The organism is Dyella sp. BiH032 (assembly GCF_031954525.1).
Lineage (GTDB): Bacteria > Pseudomonadota > Gammaproteobacteria > Xanthomonadales > Rhodanobacteraceae > Dyella_D.
The window spans coordinates 68436-89127 of record NZ_CP134868.1; the positions used below are offsets into that span (position 1 = coordinate 68436).

General features: G+C 63.0%; 12 protein-coding genes. 9 read left to right on the top strand and 3 right to left on the bottom strand.

Annotated elements, in window-relative coordinates; all coding sequences use genetic code 11:
• The first annotated feature begins 168 nt into the window (after positions 1-168).
• From RKE25_RS22495 to RKE25_RS22520, 6 genes are all read left to right on the top strand, one after another.
• Entirely contained in the window at positions 169-2178 is a 2010-nt protein-coding gene (locus tag RKE25_RS22495; RefSeq protein WP_311842636.1) for a DEAD/DEAH box helicase, read from the top strand.
• Positions 2179-2233: 55 nt separating this feature from the next.
• Positions 2234-3184: a hypothetical protein gene (locus RKE25_RS22500; protein WP_311842637.1), complete on the top strand. Its 951-nt coding sequence runs from the start codon at positions 2234-2236 to the stop codon at positions 3182-3184.
• A gap of 1436 nt (positions 3185-4620) precedes the next feature.
• Positions 4621-5790, top strand: a complete 1170-nt coding sequence (locus tag RKE25_RS22505) for a TolC family protein (RefSeq protein WP_311842638.1) — start codon at positions 4621-4623, stop codon at positions 5788-5790.
• Entirely contained in the window at positions 5787-7085 is a 1299-nt protein-coding gene (locus RKE25_RS22510) for an efflux RND transporter periplasmic adaptor subunit (protein WP_311842639.1), read from the top strand. The genes RKE25_RS22505 and RKE25_RS22510 overlap by 4 nt, the downstream gene beginning before the upstream one ends.
• On the top strand, positions 7082-10261 hold the full coding sequence (locus tag RKE25_RS22515) for a CusA/CzcA family heavy metal efflux RND transporter (RefSeq protein ID WP_311842640.1): 3180 nt from the start codon (positions 7082-7084) through the stop codon (positions 10259-10261). Before RKE25_RS22510 ends, RKE25_RS22515 begins: the two co-directional genes overlap by 4 nt.
• The gene (locus tag RKE25_RS22520) at positions 10258-10614 is read left to right on the top strand and encodes a copper-binding protein (RefSeq protein WP_311842641.1); all 357 of its coding nucleotides are present in this window, start codon (positions 10258-10260) and stop codon (positions 10612-10614) included. The genes RKE25_RS22515 and RKE25_RS22520 overlap by 4 nt, the downstream gene beginning before the upstream one ends.
• Positions 10615-10764: 150 nt before the next feature.
• Here the strand turns inward: RKE25_RS22520 and RKE25_RS22525 are convergent, their stop codons facing one another.
• A complete protein-coding gene (locus RKE25_RS22525) occupies positions 10765-11469 on the bottom strand; it encodes a cytochrome c (RefSeq protein ID WP_311842642.1) in 705 nt (234 codons plus the stop codon).
• Positions 11470-11480: 11 nt separating this feature from the next.
• Positions 11481-12419 (bottom strand): copper resistance protein B, encoded by a 939-nt coding sequence (locus tag RKE25_RS22530; protein WP_311842643.1) that lies wholly within the window; start codon positions 12417-12419, stop codon positions 11481-11483.
• 40 nt (positions 12420-12459) lie between these two features.
• Between RKE25_RS22530 and RKE25_RS22535 the strand changes: the two genes are divergently transcribed.
• Entirely contained in the window at positions 12460-12693 is a 234-nt protein-coding gene (locus RKE25_RS22535; RefSeq protein WP_311842644.1) for a hypothetical protein, read from the top strand.
• A 19-nt stretch (positions 12694-12712) separates the two neighbouring features.
• Here RKE25_RS22535 and RKE25_RS22540 read toward each other — a convergent pair whose 3' ends face one another.
• On the bottom strand, positions 12713-14464 hold the full coding sequence (locus tag RKE25_RS22540; protein ID WP_311842645.1) for a copper resistance system multicopper oxidase: 1752 nt from the start codon (positions 14462-14464) through the stop codon (positions 12713-12715).
• A gap of 874 nt (positions 14465-15338) precedes the next feature.
• Between RKE25_RS22540 and RKE25_RS22545 the strand changes: the two genes are divergently transcribed.
• Together RKE25_RS22545 and RKE25_RS22550 are read left to right on the top strand one after the other, a co-directional pair.
• Positions 15339-16427 carry a tetratricopeptide repeat protein gene (locus RKE25_RS22545; RefSeq protein ID WP_311842646.1) on the top strand — a complete coding sequence of 363 codons (1089 nt, stop codon included), beginning with the start codon at positions 15339-15341 and terminating at the stop codon, positions 16425-16427.
• A 283-nt stretch (positions 16428-16710) separates the two neighbouring features.
• Entirely contained in the window at positions 16711-20403 is a 3693-nt protein-coding gene (locus tag RKE25_RS22550) for a YadA-like family protein (RefSeq protein WP_311842647.1), read from the top strand.
• The last annotated feature ends 289 nt before the right edge of the window (positions 20404-20692 follow it).

Genomic DNA, 20692 nt, shown 5'->3' on the forward strand with positions numbered 1-20692 from the left:
AATCCTTATGTCATTTCTAGTCTCGGTGGTTGCGGTCGCACTCTTTGCCATCTTCGGAATCGGCATGCTACTCGGCCTGGCTCGGCGCGAGGTCAACCGCCGAACGCAGGGGGCTCCGCCACCGTGGAAGGCGAAGTCTGACGCGCCGCCCGACGATAGGGCGAAGTAGTGCCCGCCCCGGCAGCGCAGACGGTTGCGTCGGACAGCGCGGCTATCGCCGTGTTGCGGGCGTTCCGCATCGAGCGGCCATCGCAGATTCCGTTACTGCTACCTGTAGGCTACGACGACTTCGTTGCGCCGTGCAGAGAGATTGAATCGCTCGCGCATGGCGTGCCGACTGCGGTTGAAGTTCATGCCGTGGAGTCGCCGACTCGTTGCACGGGTGGTATAGACCGGGTGCGCTTCAAGATCGAGGATGCCACTGGCAGTCGATACACCGTCACGCTGTACGGCGATGATCCCGAACTCGGTAAGGGGATCGCGGACGGTGTCGAGCTGCTGATGCTGGTCGTGGCCAAGCCGTGGCAAGGCGGGCTTCACCTCACCTGCAAAGAGATCGTCGATACAGGTTGGAAGGGGCGGGCGCGGCCGACGTATCCAGGCCGCAAGGGCGGCGATACGCGCGAACGAGTGCGCGCCGTGGTAGCCGGGTATCTTCGGTCGAATGTCTCGCGTGCAACCCGGCACGTCACCAGTCAACTTGAAGCGATCGCCCCGGTGGCGGACCTGCTTACATCTGTCGGGTGTCCTGACTGGACGATTGAAGCGCTGATCTGGGAGACGCACCGACCGTCCAGCGCCGCGATGGGCGAGCACGCGCGCCGCGCGTACATGGAGCTGGCTGCGCTGGCGGCGATCCACCGCAAGCATTCCGGGCATCAGCCGCGCCGAGCCACGGCCCATTCGGTACGCACGCTCGGCCGCCGGGTCGCACAGCTTCCGCATCCGCTGACGAACGACCAGCGCGCCGCAGTAAAGGGGATTGCCGCCAAGCTGGCTGAGCCAGTCGCGATGCGAGCAATCCTTGCCGCTGACGTCGGTACCGGAAAGTCCTGGGTAGCACTCGTGCTCGCCGCAGCGCTGGCGGATGTTGGCGCGCGCACGATCATCATGGCCCCGACGTACCCTCTCGCCGTGCAGCTCGCAGAGGAGTTCGCGCGGTTGTACGGAGACATCACATCCTGCCTAGTCGCGGAAAACCACGACGACACGCATGCAGCCATGGCGATGGTCGTTGTGGGTACCAGCGCCGTGCTCACGCGCGACCTTGGAAGGTTTGACCTGGTCGTAGTGGATGAGCAGCAGAGGTGGTCGCGCTCGCAACGCGAGCACTACGTCTCGGGGGACACTCACCTCCTCGAAATGTCGGCCACCTGCATTCCTCGCACGCAGGCTCTGATCCAGTTCGGCAAAGTGGCGGTGTTCCCGATGCGTGAGACTCACGCGCCCAAGACCATCCACACCTACCTCTGGGAGGGAGATGGAGCGGAGATGTTCCGCCATGTGCGCGGAGCTATCGAGGCTGGTCGCCCGGTCATGGTGATCTACCCTAAGCGCGAGTCCGCGGACGACGAAGGTCACCAGGGGGGACGAAGGGGTAGGGGAAAGAAGAAGCCTCAGGCGGGCGGTATCGACGACCGACACAGCATCGAGCAGGCACTGCCGCGCTGGGAGGCCAAATATCCCGGCCGGGTTCGCGCCATGACTGGCGACGACGACAATGACGTGAAGGCGGCCGCCATTGACGACATTCGCGAAGGGCGCGCACAGATCCTCCTCACCACGACCGTGGTCGAGGTCGGGATCTCGGTGGCCAACCTGTTCGACATCGTGGTGGTCCACCCTGATCGGTATGGAGTGACCACGCTGCACCAGCTGCGCGGGCGAGTGGCACGGAACGGCGGCGTGGGGCACTGCCACCTTTGGTGCCCAGGCCCGATCTCGGCCAAGACACGCGATCGCCTGGATGCGGTGCTCTCGACGACCGACGGATTCAAGCTGGCCGAGATGGATCTCCAGCAACGCGGCACCGGTGATCTCGGATCGGAATCGAGCACACAGTCCGGCGCGGACCAAACGATGCTATTCGGGGTGCCGCTGACGGTCGAGCTGATCGAGTCGGTCATGCCTCACTGGGACTACTTCTCCGGCCGTTCTTCAGGTCGGCCAACCGGATAGTTGCGCGATGCTGCGAGTGAATGGCAGAAAGAAGGTTTCCCAAAAGGAGTGATACATGACCACTTTCCCAGTCCGGCCCAGGGAGCTTCGCTACATCAAGTTGGGGTCTGGAGGTAAATGGGAAGCGAGCTGTCGCGCCGAGGGAACCATCCGATTTGGCTTTGAAAGTGCGGACCCCGAATCGATGGCCATGTGCCGTGAGGGACGGTGGGATGACCTGGCCGCTGCTTGGCAGGCCGCCCGGAAGAGCAAGGGCCGAGGTACCACGGACGCCAACGAGATCCGTCGCTTCTGGACGGACGTCGGGGACATCCTTTGGATCACGTTCGTCGGGGAGGACCTGTGCTGGGGATTTCTTGAGCCTGGCGAGCCTGAGCCGTACGCGCCGGGCGACCCGACGGATCTGTCTACCATCCGCCGTATCCGCGGTGGGTGGCAAAGCGTCGATAGCGCTGGGCAACGTCTCGGGAAGTCGAACCTGCCCGGCTACGTCACCAAGGTGGTCGGCTATCGCGGGACCACGTGCTCCATAGAAGGTTCGGACAGGCTCCTGGCTCGCATCAACGGTGAACGCACTGAGGATGTGGAGCGCGTGACGGTCGCACGGCACGAGCTGCGGGATGCCATTATTCCACTGATTCAGCGACTAAATCCCATCGACTTCGAGGTGCTAGTCGACATGATGTTCGCCCGAGCCGGTTGGCGTCGCGTAGGGCACATTGGGAAGACTCAGCGAGATAAAGATCTCGATCTGGAGATGCCGCTGACGGGCGAAAAAGCCATCGTCCAGGTAAAAACGCAGACGACCGGAGCGGAGATCGTCGACTACATCGAGCGCAAGCGCGGCTGGCTCGACTATGACCGCCTGTTCTACGTATTCCACACCCTCAAGGGACGCTTCGAAGGCAGCGAGGAAGACGGCGTGACGCTCATGGACAGCACCGGAGTGGCCGATCGTGTCCTAGAACTTGGCCTGGTGGACTGGGTCATCAACCGGGTCTATTGAGAGTGCCGTAGTGACTTAACCCTGTCACTGGACGCAAGTCCGAGCTAACAATGGAAATTCTGCCTCCGTGGACGGCCGAGGTTACGCCTCAGTGCCATGGCTAAGGACCTTGTCGAGCCGAGTGCCAGCGTTTCTGCACCTTCGTTTGAGGTCTGGCTTGGGCGGGTTCCTCGCTGGTCGCATCGCAGCCAAGTTGGCCAGCTATCGGGTGGCCCCGTTGCTGACGGTGCATCGCGCGCCCGCGGCGCCCAGTTCGCGCGCATGTTGCCCAAGACCTTTGTCGAGCCGGGGGCAAGGACCGGTGGTTGTTTGATCTTCCGGTCGCTGTAGAGATTTTTCGATTGCGAGCCGCGATTGAGGAAGAGGTTGATCCAACAACGGCCCGGCTGTTCCGCGTGTTGCTCGGTGGTCCCATCACCGGTTTCAGCAATGCGGTTGTGAGTGGCAAGGGGCGTTGCTACAGGGAGAATTGGCAAGAGCGTCGAGTTGACCGGGTAGACATTGCGTCGGAGGTGCTGGCTATTACCGCGCCGACGCTCATAGTGGGAAGCCGGGACGATCAAATGGCGCCACGGCGGCACAGCCGAGCACTCTTTGACGCGATCGATGACGCCCGATACTAAGAGGTCACCGCCGGTCACGCCGCCCTTCATGGGCGTACAGCAGAAATTCTCCGGGTTCGGATCGAAAGCCGGGCTTAGAGAATGACCGTACAAGAGAACAGCATCGAAAAACCTCCACGGCCCTAAACACAATATTCACAATTTCCCCAAGGGATTGCCGCGCCACTTGACTGGACCCGCGTCCAGCTGCGCTATCATCCGCTCGTCATGCGCATGCGCCTTCACATAAGCCGCCGTCGTCGCGTCCTATGGACCGGGATGGTTTTGTTTTGCCTGCTGTTCCAACAGTTGGCCATGGCGGCCTATGTCTGCACACTGCCGACCAAGCCGGCCGACACCGTGATGACGGGCGATTGCGCAACCATGGGCATGACGCCCTCGGCGAAAGGGTCATTTCAGCACCAAAATACGGATGCCCGTTGCGCCGAGCATTGCGCCGGTAATGCGACGTCGGCACACGACGTCCGCTTGCCGCCAGTCCCGCCCCTATCGTTACCCCTCGCGTCCCCCACGTTACTGGGGACGGTAGTGCATGCGCCCGACCAGGCGGTGCTGCCCGATATCTCATTGCATCGTCCAGAGCCACCGCCCACGCTGCGGTTTTGCACTCTGTTGATTTAGTCCTCGATCGCTAACCACTAGGCGGCCGCGCCTGTATGCGCGGCTCGTACGGTTTTGTGATCGGAGCTAGTCATGTTTTCGCATCAAATCAGTAGGCGCGCCTTGTCGGTGCGCTGTTGGCTGTGCCTTTGGGCAGCCATGCTTCTCGTTGCGTCCGCAGCTCGGGCGGACGACCCCGCGACGGCACTTACGTTGAACGCCGCCACGCAGCGAGCCCTGGAGCAAACGCCTCTGGTACTGGCGCGTCGAGCCCAGGAGGATGCCGCCCGCGAAGAAGCGGGTCGCGCCGGCGCCTTGCCGGATCCTCAACTCACCTTCGGAATAGACAATCTCACCGTTCAAGGGCCAGGTGCATTCACGGCCGGCGGTGACGCGATGACGATGCGCACCGTTGGGTACAACCAGGTGCTCCCATCACGGACAAAGCGGCAGGCGCAGCGCGAGATTGCCGGCGCCCGTGTCGAGCAAGCCGTATCCACCGCCGCGATGACGCGACTTGGCATCGAGCAGCAAGTCGCGGCTGCCTGGATCAGCGCCTGGGGCGCTCACCAGGAGGTCCAGATGCTGCAGAGCCTGCGACAGGAATGGGCCGTTGATGTCGAGATAGCGAAAGCGCGATTGCGAGGGGGCAGCGGCAGTGCGGCCGATGTACTGGCGGTGCGCATGGAAGCACTCGATCTGGAGAATCGCATCGACGAGGCGAGCTCCCGCGAAACCCAGGCTCGTGCATCGTTGGAGCGTTGGCTTGGTGCTCCCATCAATCAGCCGCTGGCCGACGCGCCAGACTTCTCGGTACTCCCGCACGACAAGTCCGCGCTGCTGTCCAGCGTGGACCAACAAGGCAACCTGTTGGACTGGCCCGCTCGGGAACATGTCGCCGAGGCTGCGCTGGACGAGGCCAAGGCGGAGAAGCACCCCGAGTGGAGCGTAGGGCTGAGCTACGGTTCCCGCGTTCGCGGGCTGTCAGACATGGTGACGGTACAAGTCGGCGTGACTCTGCCGCTGTTCGCTCGCAATCGGCAGGATCGCGGCATCAGTGCGCGTGCTGCCGATCTCGATGCTGTTCGATCCGAGCACGACGACGCGCGAAGGCAACAGGTCGAAGCGGTGCAAGCCGCCTGGGCTCAATGGGACGCGTTAGGGCGACAGGTGCGTCGCCATCTCGACCAACTCTTGCCGCAAGCAAACGATCGTGCCGCGCTGGCCCTGGCCAGCTATCGCGGTGGTGGCGACATCCAGCCCTTGCTGGACGCACGCCGCGACGAAATCTCGCACCACACCGACTTTGCTCGCATGTTGACCGATTACGGCCGGGCGTGGGCTGCCATGGCCTACCTGCTCCCCGAGAGGAATACCCCATGAAACGTGCGCCCTTGATCGCCTTCACTCTCGCGGCGTTGCTCATGACTGCGATCGTGGCTTATTGGGCAGGCCGTCACGGTAGCGGGCAGGCAGCAATTTCTGGCGATCATCCCGCCAGTACGGCATCGCCAGCACCGGCCACCAGTGCCAAGCCGCTGTACTGGTACGACCCCATGATTCCCGCCGAGCATCATGACAAACCCGGTTTGTCGTCGATGGGGATGACGATGATCCCCAAGTACGCCGATGCTGGCGCCGACCAGAGCGCCGTGCGCATCGATTCGGCAACGGTCCAGAACCTTGGCGTACGCACGGCATCGGTTGAACGTCGTGCGCTGACGGCAACCGTGCGGGTGCCTGGCACGATCAACTGGGACCTGCGCCAGGCCGTGGTCGTCAGCGCCCGTGTGGACGCGGTGGTGAGCAAGCTGTACGTACGCGCTCCCTATACGAACATTCCAGCAGGCGCACCGTTAGCAGAGTTGCTTGCGCCGCAATGGAGCAGCGCCGTGGCCGAGTCGCAGGCCTTGCAGCATGTCCAGTCGGACGAGGCCAAAGCCTTGCGCGGTGCTGCGCAACAGCGTTTGCAGGTACTTGGCCTGTCGCCAGCGGATAGTCATGCAATGGGAAGCGGCGGGCAGGTCACCCTGCATGCGCCTCAAGCAGGCGTGATCAGCACCCTGGATGTGCGCGAGGGGCAGCGCGTCAATGCCGGGCAAACGCTGATGACGATCAATGGGCTGTCCACTATCTGGGTCGAAGCAGCCTTGCCGCAGGCCGTGGCCGGCACCGTGCATGCGGACACACCCGTCACCGTCCGCGTCGATGCTGTGCCGGGCAAAGTATTCCGCGGCCAAGTGGAGGCCGTGCTTCCTGATGTCGACATGACCACGCGCACACAGCGTGCACGCATCGTGCTCGCCAATCCGGACGGCGCGTTGAGCCCAGGCATGTTCGCCACGGTGCAGCTCGAGCCGACACCGGGCAAAGCCGTGCCGGTCGTGCCCGACGACGCGCTGATTTCCACTGGCGAACACACGCGCCTGATCGTCGCCGAAGACGGCGGACGCTTTCGCGCCGTCGCGGTGCGTACCGGACGTGCGGCGGATGGCTATACCGAGATCCTCGGCGGCCTCAGCGGCGGCGAGAAGGTGGTGGTGTCCGGTCAGTTCCTGATCGACTCGGAAGCCAGCTTGTCGGGGGCGCTGGATCGCTTGAATGACCCAGCGACAACACCCGCGCCCGCGGCGACCGCAGCGATGCCAGGCATGCCCATGCAGGGAGACCATCCATGATCGCCTCTCTTATTCGCTACGCCATAACGCACCGCATGTTCGTGCTGTTGGCGGCATTGGCGCTGGCATTGGCCGGCGTCTTTGCGGCCGTGCGTACACCGATAGATGCGCTGCCCGATCTGTCGGACACCCAGGTGATCATCCAGACCAACTGGCCGGGCCAGTCGCCCCAGGTGATCGAAGACCAGGTGACCTATCCCTTGGCCACCACCATGCTCTCGGTGCCCGGGGCCAAGACCGTCCGTGGCTTTTCGTTCTTCGGCGGTTCCTACGTCTACGTGTTGTTCGACGACAGCACTGATCTCTATTGGGCGCGCTCACGCGTGCTGGAGTACCTGAGCCAGGTCCGTGATCGCTTGCCCGCCGGCGTCAGCCCCGCGCTGGGCCCGGATGCCACGGGTCTTGGCTGGATTTACGAGTACGCATTGGTTGATCGCACCGGACAGCACGACATCGGGCAGCTGCGCGCCTTGCAGGACTGGTTCTTGCGCTATCAGCTAAAGACCGTACCCGACGTTGCCGAAGTCGCCAGCCTGGGTGGCATGGAGCAGGCCTGGCAGGTCGTACCTGATCCGCAACAGTTGGCCGCACGCAACGTCACGGTGACACAGCTGGTTGACGCAATTCGTGCCGCCAATGGCGCGAACGGCGGCTCCGTCATTGAACAAGGCGAGGCGGAGTTCATCGTGCGCAGCGAGGGCTATCTGCGCAGTCGCGAAGACTTCGAGCGTCTACCGATTGTTGCGAACACCGTCGGCGTGCCGGTGCTGCTGCGCGATGTCGCCTCCGTTCGGCGAGGCCCCAGCTTCCGGCGCGGCATCACCGAACTGGATGGCCAAGGCGAAGTTGCCGGTGGCGTCGTCGTGTTGCGGACGGGCAAGAACGCGAAGGCGGCGATTGCTGCGGTCAAGGATCGGCTCGCCGAGCTCAAGCACAGCCTACCCCGCGGCGTGGAGATCGTCCCGACCTACGATCGCTCGCAACTGATCGATGCCGCCGTGGAGAACCTGTGGGGCAAGCTGCTCGAGGAGTTCATCGTCGTCGCGTTGGTATGCGCCCTGTTCTTAGGCCACATGCGTTCGGCTCTGGTCGCAGTGATCACGCTTCCGCTCGGCGTATTGACGGCCTTTATCGTGATGCATCTGCAAGGGGTGTCGGCCAACCTGATGTCGCTGGGTGGCATCGCCATCGCCATCGGCGCGATGGTCGATGCGGCGGTGGTGATGATCGAAAACACCCACAAGCATCTGGAACACTGGCGTGATGCGCACGAGGGACAAGAACCCCGGGGCGTTGCGCGTTGGGCACTGGTCGCCGAGTCGGCCGCCGAGGTGGGCCCGGCGCTGTTTGTCAGCCTCTTGATCATCGCGCTGTCGTTCGTGCCGGTGTTTGCGCTGCAAGGCCAGGAAGGCAAGTTGTTCAAGCCGCTCGCCTTCACCAAGACCTACGCGATGGCTGCGGCAGCCGGCCTCGCCATCACCCTGGTGCCGGTGTTGATGGGCTATCTGGTTCGTGGACGGATTCGCGCCGAGCGGGACAATCCGCTCAATCGGGGCCTGATCGCGCTGTATCGACCGATCTTGGAGGCCGTGCTGCGCTTCCCGAAGGCAACCCTTCTGCTGGCCGGCGTGCTGTTTCTCAGTGCCGCGATTCCCTTCAGCCAATTGGGTAGCGAGTTCATGCCGCCGATGGACGAGGGCACCCTGCTGTACATGCCGACCGCACTGCCGAGCCTGTCGGCGGGAAAGGCGTCGCAACTGGCCCAGCTCACGGACCGCATGATCAAAACGGTGCCCGAAGTCGATCACGTGTTCGGCAAGGCCGGGCGGGCGGAGACCGCCACCGATCCGGCGCCGCTGGAGATGTTCGAAACCACCATTACCTTCAAACCGAAGGACCAGTGGCGGCCAGGTATGACCATGGACAAACTAAAGGTCGAACTGGACAAAGCCGTGCATGTGCCTGGCTTGACGAACCTGTTCGTGCCGCCGATCCGCAATCGCATCGACATGTTGGCGACCGGCATCAAGAGCCCTATCGGCATCAAGGTGCTTGGGCCTGATCCCGCGACCTTGCAAACCGTGGCCGATCAGATCGAAACCGTCGCCAAGAGAGTGCCTGGCGTCAGCTCGGCCATTGCCGAACGTGCCCAGGGCGGTCGCTACGTCGATGTGCGTATTCGTCCCGATGACGCCGCTCGCTACGGCTTGAACCAACAACAGGTGCAAGAGCTGATCGCCACTTTGGTGGGGGGCGATCCAATCGGGCAGACCGTCCAGGGCCGCGAGCGTTATCCGATCGTGGTGCGCTATCCACGCGTTGACCGTGATTCGATCGGCGCACTCCGGCAGTTGCCGTTCGTGGCCAGCAACGGTGCCCAGCTGACCCTCGACCAGGTCGCGGACATTAGCCTGGACGTAGGGCCGCCGATGCTGAAGAGCGAGAATGGGCAGCTGGCGACCTATGTTTACGTGGACACTGCCGGCCGTGACCTTGGTGCCGTCGTTGCGGACCTGCAGCGAGTCGTGCCTCAGGAAGTCAAGTTGCCTCCCAGTGTGACGCTGGCCTGGTCGGGTCAATTCGAGTACCTGGCCAGTGCATTAGAACGCCTCAAATTCGTGGTGCCGATCGCGCTCATTATCATCTTTGCACTCATCTATGCGGTGTTCCGCCAGGCAAGTGAAGCGGCCATGATTATGGCCAGCGTACCGCTCGCTCTCGTCGGAGGGCTATGGCTGATCTGGCTACTGGGGCACGCCGTATCCGTGGCGACGATGATTGGGTTTATCGCCCTCGCCGGTGTGGCGGCCGAGTTCGGCGTAGTGATGCTGCTGTATCTGCGTCACGCCTGGGAACATCATATCGCGCTCAATCCACATGCCGGGCCCGATGAACTCGATGAGGCGATTCGCGAAGGCGCCGTCCAACGCGTGCGCCCGAAAGCCATGACCGTTGCCGTAATCCTCGCTGGCCTTTTCCCAATTCTTTTAGGGCATGGCGCTGGATCTGAAGTCATGCAGCGCATCGCGGCTCCGATGGTGGGCGGCATGCTCACCGCGCCGCTGCTGTCCATGCTCGTCGTGCCTGCAGCATTTCGCCTCCTGGTCTTGCATCGAATTCGCAAGGCCAACAAGGCGCCTGTCGTACTTACTCCCTACAAAGGAACCATCCCTTGAAAAAGCACGTTCTTGCCTTTGCACTGATCGGCACCCTGATGATTGCGCCGAGTTTCGCCAACGCACAAGCGATGGCCCCGAATATGGACGGCATGGCCGGGATGGCGCATGACACCAAGTCTGCCGACGCACAGGGCGTTGGTGTCGTCAAAGCCATCGATACCACCCAAGGCACCATCACGTTGCAGCACGGGGCGATTGCGTCGATCGGTTGGCCAGCAATGACGATGCCGTTCAAAGTGGCCTCGGCTGACCTATTGAAGGTGGCCAGAGTCGGAGACAAAGTGCAGTTCACTTTGCGACCGGCAGGAAAGGACACGATGTTGACATCGGTCACATTGCTCCAGCCGTAAGGCAAGCGATGGCATCAACTGCGGCGCGGAGATGTCCGCGCCGCGGAAGGCGATCAGCAGCCCGCAGTCAGGCGGGCGCGACGAAGCTCGCGCAATCGCCATGGGCGCGGCCTGCGAAGCATGGCTCGGCCGCGTGCCATGCGAAGGCCGTTACGGATGCGCGTGCCCGTCGCCGGTCGGCTTCGCACCGACCGAGCGGGCCGTTGCAGGTGTCGGTGCGGAGGTCGCATCCTGGCCGGACTTCATGTCCATGCCTTTCATGGGCGCCTCACCGTGGGTTTGTGCATCGCTGTCCCCGTGACTGTGGCCACCACCTTCATCCATGTCCATGTCCTCGTCTGGCGGCGCCTTCGCCACGATGGCCTTGTATTCGGCGGGCGTCATGCTAGGCAGCTTCTCAAGGAAGGCCACCATGCTCCAGATCGTCGGATCGTCGTGGCCCGCCTTGCCCCAGGCGGGCATCGCGCTCATCTTGATGCCGTGCTTGGTGACCCAGAAGGCGTCCTTCGGATCGACATGGACCTTGGAGAGGTTGGGCGGTTGCGGGTACATGCCGACTCGCAACTCGGAGTCGTTCACGCCGGGCGACAGATGGCAGCTGGTGCACATCGCCGCGTATTGGCCGGCACCCTTCAGGATCAGCTGCGGATCGTCGAGATTCGGCACGGTCAGATCGTCCGAACGCAAGTGAATCGAGCGGTCGCGTAATGTTTCCAGCACGGTGAACACCGGCGTGGTGTGGTGGTCGTCCGCGCCGATGTTGTATAGGCCAGAATAGACGAACGCGCCGGCGCCGATGGCCACGGCGCTCAAGGTGACGGCGGCCGTGATGACGTGTGCGGTGTGCTTTCTCATAGGTAAGTCCCTCAGAACCAGATGCGAACGCCGGCCACCATCTGCCGGTCGAGTACGGGTTGATGATCCCGCTGCGCGTAGTCGGCGGTGGTGCCGACGCGGCGGACCCAGTTCACGCCGATGTAGGGCGCGAACTGGCGGTGGAATTCGTAGCGCAGGCGTAGGCCAAACTGCACGTCGGATACGCCGCTACCGATGCGGCCCTGCGGATCGTCCTTGCCGTACAGGTTGATCTCGGCGTCGGGCTGCAGGATTAGCCGCTGGGTGAATAGCAGTTCGTAATCGGCCCGCAGGCGCGCGGCGGTGCGGCCGTTGGCGCTGATATAGCCGGTGGCTTCCAGCTCGAACCAGTACGGCGCCAGCCCCTGCACGCCGAACGCCGCCCACGTCCGCTTCGGACCTGCGCCTATGTCTTGGCGAGCACCCAGTTGGGTGCTCCAGTAGGTAGCAATGGCGTGGTTCCAGAAAGCTTCCAGATCACCATCGTCGAGCTTGCCGCGACTGCGTTCGCCTTCCGTGCGGATCCACAGCTTGTTCGTATCGTTGCCGTACCAGCCCTGGGCTTCCCAGACCTGGCCATTCGCGTCACGGCCGTGGAACGCTTCGAGTTGGTCGATCAGCAGCGTGCCCAGCGGAGTGTTGTCGGCCATGTCCATGCCCTGCATGGAGCCGTAGCCGATGCCATCGGAATAATCCGGGCTGCGCGCATCCGGCGGCGCACGACCGCCTTGCATGGGACCCATCGTCATGCCTGGCATCGCGCCCATGCCGGCCATTCCGCCTTGATCTTTCTTCGGCATCGCGCCGTGATCCATGCCCGACATGGCGCCGGCGGGTGCCGCCAACGAAGCCGGCGTGGCGGGCACAGGCATGCCTTGCATCGCACCGTGATCCATACCCTTCATGTAGTCCACACCGGAGCTAGCCGCGGGCTTGGGTGGCATCGGCATGGCGGGCATCGCTGGGTGATCCATGCCGGGCATGCCCTCCATGTCGTGGGACGACGGCACGGGCTGCGTCGGCAAAGGCTTCTTGGCCGGTTTCTTCACCTTGGACGGAGTCGCGGACCGGGGCCCGCTGGGCGATGCCGTCGGCATTCGCATGCCGGGCATGTTGCTCATGTCCATCGGGGCGGTGCTGTTCGATGCGGGGGCGCTTTGCGCGCTGGCTGCCAGCGGTAGTACCAACCACAGCACCGCGAGCAGCGCGGAGCGATTCACGTAGGTGGTTCGTGATGTCGGGCTCATGACACCACCACCTCGCGGAACATGCCCGCCTCCATGTGATACAGCATGTGACAGTGGTAGGCCCAGCGACCGAGGTTATCCGCGCTCACGCCGTAAGCAATGCGCTGCGCGGGCTGTACGTTGAGGGTGTGCTTGCGCACCTGGAACTGCCCGTCCGAGCTTTCCAGTTCGCTCCACATGCCGTGCAGATGGATGGGGTGGTTCATCATGGTGTCGTTGACCAGCATCAGACGCAGCCGCTCGCCGCTGCGGAAATGAACCGGCTTGGCGTCGGAGAACTTCACCCCGTCGAACGACCACATGTATCGCTCCATGTTGCCGGTGAGGTGCAGCTCGATCTCGCGGCTCGGTTCGCGCGGGTCGATGGAGCCGCCGAGGGTGTGCAGGTCGGCATATGTGAGCACGCGGCGGCCGTTGTCGCGCAGGCCCGTGCCCGGGTCGTCAAGGTTGGTGCGCGGCATGTCCACGTGCATGTCCACACCCGGATTGCGGTATTCGGTGCGGGCGTGATGTACCGCCGCTGCGGTCGGTGCGGCCATGCTGCTCATGTCCATGCCGGGTATGTCCTTCATCCCGGCCATGCCGCCGTGTCCGTTGCCCTGCGCCATCGCGCCCATCATGTCCACCATGCTCACAGGCATGCGCGGATCCATCGCTGGCACCGCCGCTTCCATGTCGGTCCGCGGTGCCAGGGTGCCGCGAGCGTAGCCGGTGCGGTCGATTGATTGGGCGAAGATCGTGAACGCCCGGTCTTCCTGCGGCTCGACGATCACGTCGTAGGTTTCGGCCACCGAAATGCGGAACTCGTCGACCGGCACCGGTGCCACATCCTGGCCATCGGCGCTGACCACGGTCATCTTCAGCCCTGGAATTCGCACATCGAAGATCGTCATCGACGAACCGTTGATGAAGCGCAGGCGGACTTTCTCGCCGGGCTTGAACAGGCCGATCCAGTTGCCGGCCGGGGCGGCACCGTTCATCAGGTAGGTGAAGGCGTAGCCCGAGACGTCGCTGAGATCGGTGGAATTCATGCGCATCTGATTCCACATCTTGCGTTCGGCCAGTGCCTGACGCAGGCCCTGTTCGCGCACGTCGCGGAAGAACTCGGGCGCGGTGGGCTGCGCGAAGTTGTAGTAATCGCTCTGGCGCTTCAGCGTGGCGAAGATGTGCTCGGGGTTCTGGTCGGTCCAGTCGTTGAGCATCACCACGTAGTCACGGGCGGTGGGGTGACGATCAGGTCCGGCCGGCTCGATCACCAGCGCGCCGTACAGGCCGGTTTGCTCCTGGAATCCAGAGTGCGAGTGGTACCAGTAGGTGCCGCTCTGGCGGACCGGGAAGCGGTAGGTGAAGGTTTCACCCGGTGCGATGCCTGGGAAGCTGATACCAGGCACGCCGTCTTCTTGGAAGGGCACGATGATGCCGTGCCAGTGGATCGACGTGGGCACCCGCAACCGGTTGGTCACGCGCATCGTGACAGTGGTGCCTTCCTTCCAACGAAGGGTTGGTCCCGGGACGCTGCCATTGACGGTGGTGGCCAGACGTGGCCGGCCCGTGTAGTTCACCGGTGTCTCGGCGATGTCGAGCGCAAAGTCGGTGCCGCTGTGGCTGGCAGGTTGCCCCGCAATGTTTAGTGCCCAGGCCTTTGACGGGCGCAGCAGACCGAGGGCAGCGATGGTGCCACCGAAGGCGACACCCTGGACGAAACGACGCCGCGACAAATTCATCGCGGGCGGGGGAAAGATTTTCATGGGCCTCTCCAAGGCAGTCGGCATCGTCGTAGTGATGCCGATCACAGCCGATAGCTACGAGGGCCGACACGCGACCGTCGTGAGCCATACTCATCGAAACGCTGGGAGAGTCAGATCGCCGGCGGTCGGAGCGGTGGCGCGTTCGTCCCCGAAGGGGCCGTCACGCCCGAGGGCGTCCAGTAGGTTGCCGTCAATGTTATCGAAGCCGGCATCAATGCCACCATCGACAGAAGCACCGTGGCACACATCGCGGCACAGGCACACTGGCCAACCGCACTGTTGCAGCAATTCGCCGCCTGATGGCAGCAGGAATCCACTGCTCCCGACACCGCCTCGTGCTGGCGATGCATGCCGTGTGCTGCGGCCGCGGCGACCATTGCACCCTCAGCCTGGGCATGAGACGCCATCGGCATGCTCATGGGAGCGGCCGCGACGGATTGGATCACGAGCATCAGCCACGCCAACACGCTCATCGCCCGGAGGCGACGTGAACACGCAAGCTGACGCAACGAGAACTTCATTGGCCGAGCTTACTCGGGCGATTCGGCCCTCTCAACTCTGGAGGTGGGTTCAAGGGGATTCACGGCTTGCTGAAACCCGTGTGCAAGGTGATTTTGTCGCCGGCGTTCAGGTCGGCCATGGCGGACGATGGGAATGCACCTTCGGCCTTCTATTCGCGCCGGCCAATGCCATCGTTAAGGGCCAGTGCCAAGGTAATGGGCTTCAGTGCCAAGGTTAAGGACTCTCGACAATTGAGAGAATCCCGTCCGCATAGGACCGGGGAAAACAAGCGCGACATATGCAGGGGTTTCCCGGGTCCGAGACCCAGGGGGACCCGTAGCCTTGCCGAATCTCCACTCGGCATGGCTACCCAATGCGCAAAACTCTCCTTGCCCTGGCAATCACCCTAGCGTTGCCGGGGTTCGCGCGTGCGAGCGCGCTCCTCAACGAGGCGGACGCAGCGATCCCTCCGATCTCGGTTGGCTCAGGCCGCCAGGAGGGGCTCGCAGAGGCGCGTGAGGCCATGGCGCAGGGAACTGATCCCGCGTCCGCCAAGTCGCATGCCCGACGCGCGGAGGAATTGCTAGCGCCTTACGTGTCCGATGGTGACCCAGCGGCCTGCTGGCACATGGGTTACCTGTACGCGACCGGCGACGGCTTACCGCTCGACATCCGTCGCGGCGAAGCGCTGGTGCGCGTTGCGGCCGATGGTGGCGAAGCGGCGGCCGCCTACTGGCTCGCGTCGCGCGAGCTGGAACGGAAGGGACAGCGTCAGGAGGCCATCCGGCTCTTCTCACTTGCCGCTGTTCAGGGGCACCTGGGTGCTCGCGGGGCGCTCTCGCGCTTGCAGCCGGAAGGTCCTGCCTCCGATGCTTCGGCTCCCACGTCCGCGGCGGTAAGCGCCGCGACCCCAATTCGGTACGAGATGCCAATGCACGCAGATCCCCTGCGGGCGCCCGTTGTCGTGGCCAGTGTCCAGATGCCCGTTGCAGGTACAGCGAACGTGGACGAGGTCAGCCAGCAGCTGCGCGCGAAGGACGCGAAGATTGCGGAGCTCGAGGCTGAGGTGAGTCGGCTCAAGCAGCAAGTCTCGCCCGCAATGCCCAACGCGTCGGACCTTAACCAGCGCGGGCTGGCAGCTGTGGCGATGGGTGACTACGAAGGTGCCGTCTCTTATCTACGGCAGGCCGCAGCGCAGGGTGACAACAACGCCCGCGCCAATCTTGCCGCCATGTATCTCAACGGCACGGGCGTCCCGCAGGACGCGCACTTCGGTATTGCATTGCTCGAAACGGCAGCGAAGGACGGAAACGTCGTTGCAGCCGAGAACTTGGCAACTTTGTACGAGTACGGCATGGCCGGGCAAGCCGTGAATCTGCACGAAGCCGCCCGCTGGAACAAGCGCGCGGCCGCGCTTGGAAGTGCAAAAGCCCGAGCAGCGCTTCAGCGCCTCGGCCAGTAGCCCCAATCCAACTGGACCCATTATGTTGACCTCGAATCGTCGCATGCTCGCGTGCGCAATCGCGCTATCCCTGACAGGCTCGGCCAGCGCAGCAACGTGCTCCTCCACCGCAGGGAGTCCTCTCCAGACGGGGGATGGATCGTGCCTGGCGCTCGGGACGACCGCGAGCGCTACAAATGAGGCTGTTGCGCTCGGCTCATACTCATCTGCAAACACCGACAGCGTCGCGGTGGGATACGGCTCGTTCGCCAACTTTTACGCAGTCGCTCTGGGTCCGGGCAGTATGGCAAACAGTTATGCCATCGCACTGGGCTATGCGTCGAATGCGGGGCTCTACGGCTTAAGCCTCGGCGTCAATTCGACAGCTGCCAACTACGGCACGAGCGTTGGCTATTTCGCAAAGACCTCCGCGAGCGCCACTGCCCTGGGCTACTACTCAAGCGCGACCGGAACGTCCGATATCGCCATCGGCGTCAGCGCGGTGTCGAACAGTTCGTTTGGTATTGCTATTGGCGGCGAAGCAAACGTTTCGTCGCCTTATTCAGTCGCACTCGGGGCAGAGGCAAGCGCGTCGAGTAACGGTTCGGTGGCGATCGGCTATAGAGCGCAAGCCGGGCATGATGGCTCCGTCGCACTCGGTAGCGGTTCTACCGTCACTTACGACCCGTACACCGGTGTTGCGGCATACCTTCTTTCGAACCAATCGAGCGTTGGCGCGGTATCCATCGGCTCATCCCTTGGCACACGCAACCTTCAATACGTTTCCGCGGGCATTGCTGATACCGATGCGGTAAATGTGGCCCAGCTGAAGGTCGTCAATAGTGACCTCGCCGCATTCAAGTCAAGTGCGTCGGCTCAGCTCGACCAGATCAATCTTGGGTACTCTTACGCCAAGGTTGGTGTTGGCGCTATGGCTTTGGACGGCGCCACGGCCTTGGGTGCGAACGCACTGGCGAACAACGAATCCGCAACGGTGGTTGGTACCGGCGCGCAGACTCAGGGCCTCTACTCGGTCGCGGTTGGAGCCAGCTCTGGCTATGCAGCGCGCGCTGACTACACGACCGACCTCGGTGGTCAAGCGTCATCGACAGCGGCCTATTCGACGTCGCTCGGTTACAGTGCAACCGCAACGCAGACAAATAGCGTGGCGCTCGGTGCAAACGCACAGGCGACTAGGGGAGGAATGGCGAGCTACACCGCCTACATGCTCGGCGCGCAAGCTTCCGTGGGCGAGATTGGCATCGGCACTCCAAACGGGCAGCGGCAGATAACCGGTGTTGCGCCCGGCTCATCGGATACCGACGCAGTAAACGTCCTCCAGTTGAAGGCCGTAGGGGAAGTAGCCAGTCAAGCCAGCGCAGCTGTGGGTCTCGCGATCCAATATGACAGCCAAGCCAAGGACAAGATCACTCTTTCCGGCAGTGAGGGCGCAACGCTCAGCAACGTCAAATCAGGCGTCGCAGATCTCGACGCGGTGAACGTTGCGCAGCTGACGGGCGTGTCCCAGTCGTTGGGAACCAGGCTCGATGGCTTGCAGGCGGTGGTTGGATCCACCGTCCGCTATACCAACCCATTCGCGATCACCCTCGGTACGACGGGAACCGGGGGGTCCGCTGTGACCATCACCAACGTTGCGGGAGGCGTGGGTCCACTCGACGCCGTGAACAAGGCGCAACTGGATGGCCTCAACAGCGCCTTGACTCCAGGAATCGCAAACGCGCAGGAGGCCGCAGATGCCGCGAACGCGTCAGTAGCCGCACTTAATGCGTCGGCGGTGAAGTACACGAGTGCCAGCACCATAAAACTAGGGAATGGCGCGGGCATGGTCCGCTTGAGCAACGTGGACTACGCGGTCAACGACTATGACGCCGTCAATCTCGCGCTGTTAAACAGCGTGAAATCCGGACTGGAGACATCGCTCATCAATCTGCAGAGTGGCGCGGTAGTATATGGCGACGGTGGTCACACGCAGGTCACACTAGGAGACGGCATCAACGCGGTCAATTTGCACAACGTGGCCGACGGTGTGAGCGCCGGCGACGCGGTGAACAAGAGCCAGCTTGATGCGCTTCTCGCGACCATTCCAGCCACCGATCCGCTCGCTCTTTCCTATACGGACGCCAACAAAACAACGCTTGCGCTAGCGGGTGCGTCGGGCACCCAGATCAAGAACGTCGCGGCGGGCGTCGTCGGAAGTGACGCCGTCAACATGAACCAGCTGACAGCTGTGGACACGAACGCTCGTGACGGTATCGCCGGGCTTACCGCCTCGACAACTTCGATACAGGGCACGTTACAAGCGTTGGGCAACCGGGCTGTTGTGTTCACCGACTCGAGCCACACTGCGGTAAGGCTTACTTCCGATGGCGCCGGAGTGCTGCTCAGTGGTGTCGCGGACGGACAAGGAGCCACTGATGCGATCAATAAACGCCAGCTGGATGCCGCGGTCGCTAACTTAGCGACGACAAACCCGCTCGCCTTGAGCTATTCGGATGCATCGAAGTCGAGGCTCGTTCTTCAGGGTAGCGGAGGGACCCAAATTAGTAATGTTGCGGCTGGCCAGGATGACGGCGATGCGGTGAACGTTGGGCAGCTCTCCGCGGTCAACTCCCGTGTTTCGGGCTCGATTACCGACATCCAGAATCAGCTGGGAGTTGCACAGGGAGAGCTGGCGACCCTTTCCAGTACCGCAGTGCGATTCTCCGATTCTTCGAAAACGGCGCTTGATCTTGGCGACGGAGCCCGGGTGGTACGCGTCAGCCATGTCGCTGATGGCGTGGACGCTGGCGATGCCGTGAATAAAGGCCAGCTTGATGCGCTGGCTAGCCTGGTTGCCACGGGGTCTGTAACCGGCGTCGCATACTCAGATGGTTCGAAGGCTCGCCTCGAACTTGGTGGACAGAACGGGACGACGATCGCAAACGTCGCTGCGGGTGTGAGCACCTCGGACGCGGTGAACTATGGCCAGCTCCTACGCGTCGATGACAAGGTCGCGAGTGCATTTACTGCCCTTGGCGGGGGCGCCTCAATTGGGTTCGGGGTATTTGTACCTCCGTCGTACTCGCTGCAAGGAATGACCTATGGCAGCGTCGGCGATGCCTTTGTCGCCGTTGATAAAGCGCTGTCCACCAATATCGCGCGAATCACTAGCCTGGAGTCAAAGGTAGCAGCGGGTGCGGCAACGGGCTCCACTGGCCAAAGCGCGACGGTCGCGCCCAATACCAACGCAGTCGCGATGGGTGGTTCCTCCTCGGCGAACGGACAGAACGCGACAGCGGTCGGTGGAGACAGTTTCGCGGCTGGCGCCGGAGACACCGCGCTGGGTGGGGGGGCACGAGTGAACGCGGATTACTCCACTGCGGTGGGTAGTAACACCCACATCAAGGCGGTGGCGACTCACTCCGTCGCTCTCGGTGCCAATGCTAGCGTGGAGAAGGACCACTCAGTCGCGGTCGGGGAAGGGGCAGACGCGCAAGCGCAGAACGCCGTTGCGCTAGGGGCTGGGTCTGTTGCGGACCGAGACAACACTGTGTCCGTAGGCGCAGCCGGGAAGGAACGCGCAGTGACGAATGTCGCAGCAGGCACCGCCACAACGGACGCTGCAAACGTGGGGCAGGTCGACGCCGCCGTGCAAGACGCCATCAAGCAGGCGAAGGCGTACTCGGCGCAACAGTTCGTGGATATGCAAACCGGTATTGACCAGTTCGCACAGAAGGTCAATGACCGGTTCCATGCTGTCGACGTCTCGGTCGCGCGAACAGGAGCCATGGCCACAGCAATGAGCCAAATGGGCACCGCCTCTGCGGGGGCAAGCGGCAGCGGACGCATCGCAGCTGGCGTCGGCTACCAGGGAGGTGAGAAGGCGCTGGCGGTTGGATTTGCCACTCAACTCGGTGATCGAGTGCATGTCAATTTTGGGGGAGCGGTCACGTCCGGCGCCCGAACGATTGGCGGCGGCATCGGCGTAGATCTGTGAGTGCACCCGTTTTGGCAGCGGAAACTGCGCTTGGCTTGGACGGAATAAAGACGCGTGCGAGCTTGGAGACGTGGGCAGGATGCCCCGCCGGCTGAAGCTCCACGCCAGCGAATACAAGGAGTTCAGGAAGCGCATCCCAAGGGAGCGGGATACGTCGCGCGCTTGAGGCAGGAGCCACTGCGCGAGATGGCGAGCGGAGTACGGCGCATGTGCCCATGGAAGGCCGACTGGAAGTACCGATCGCGTTGAGAAGGACGGCAGCGCGATCGCATCACCGCTACTCACCCAG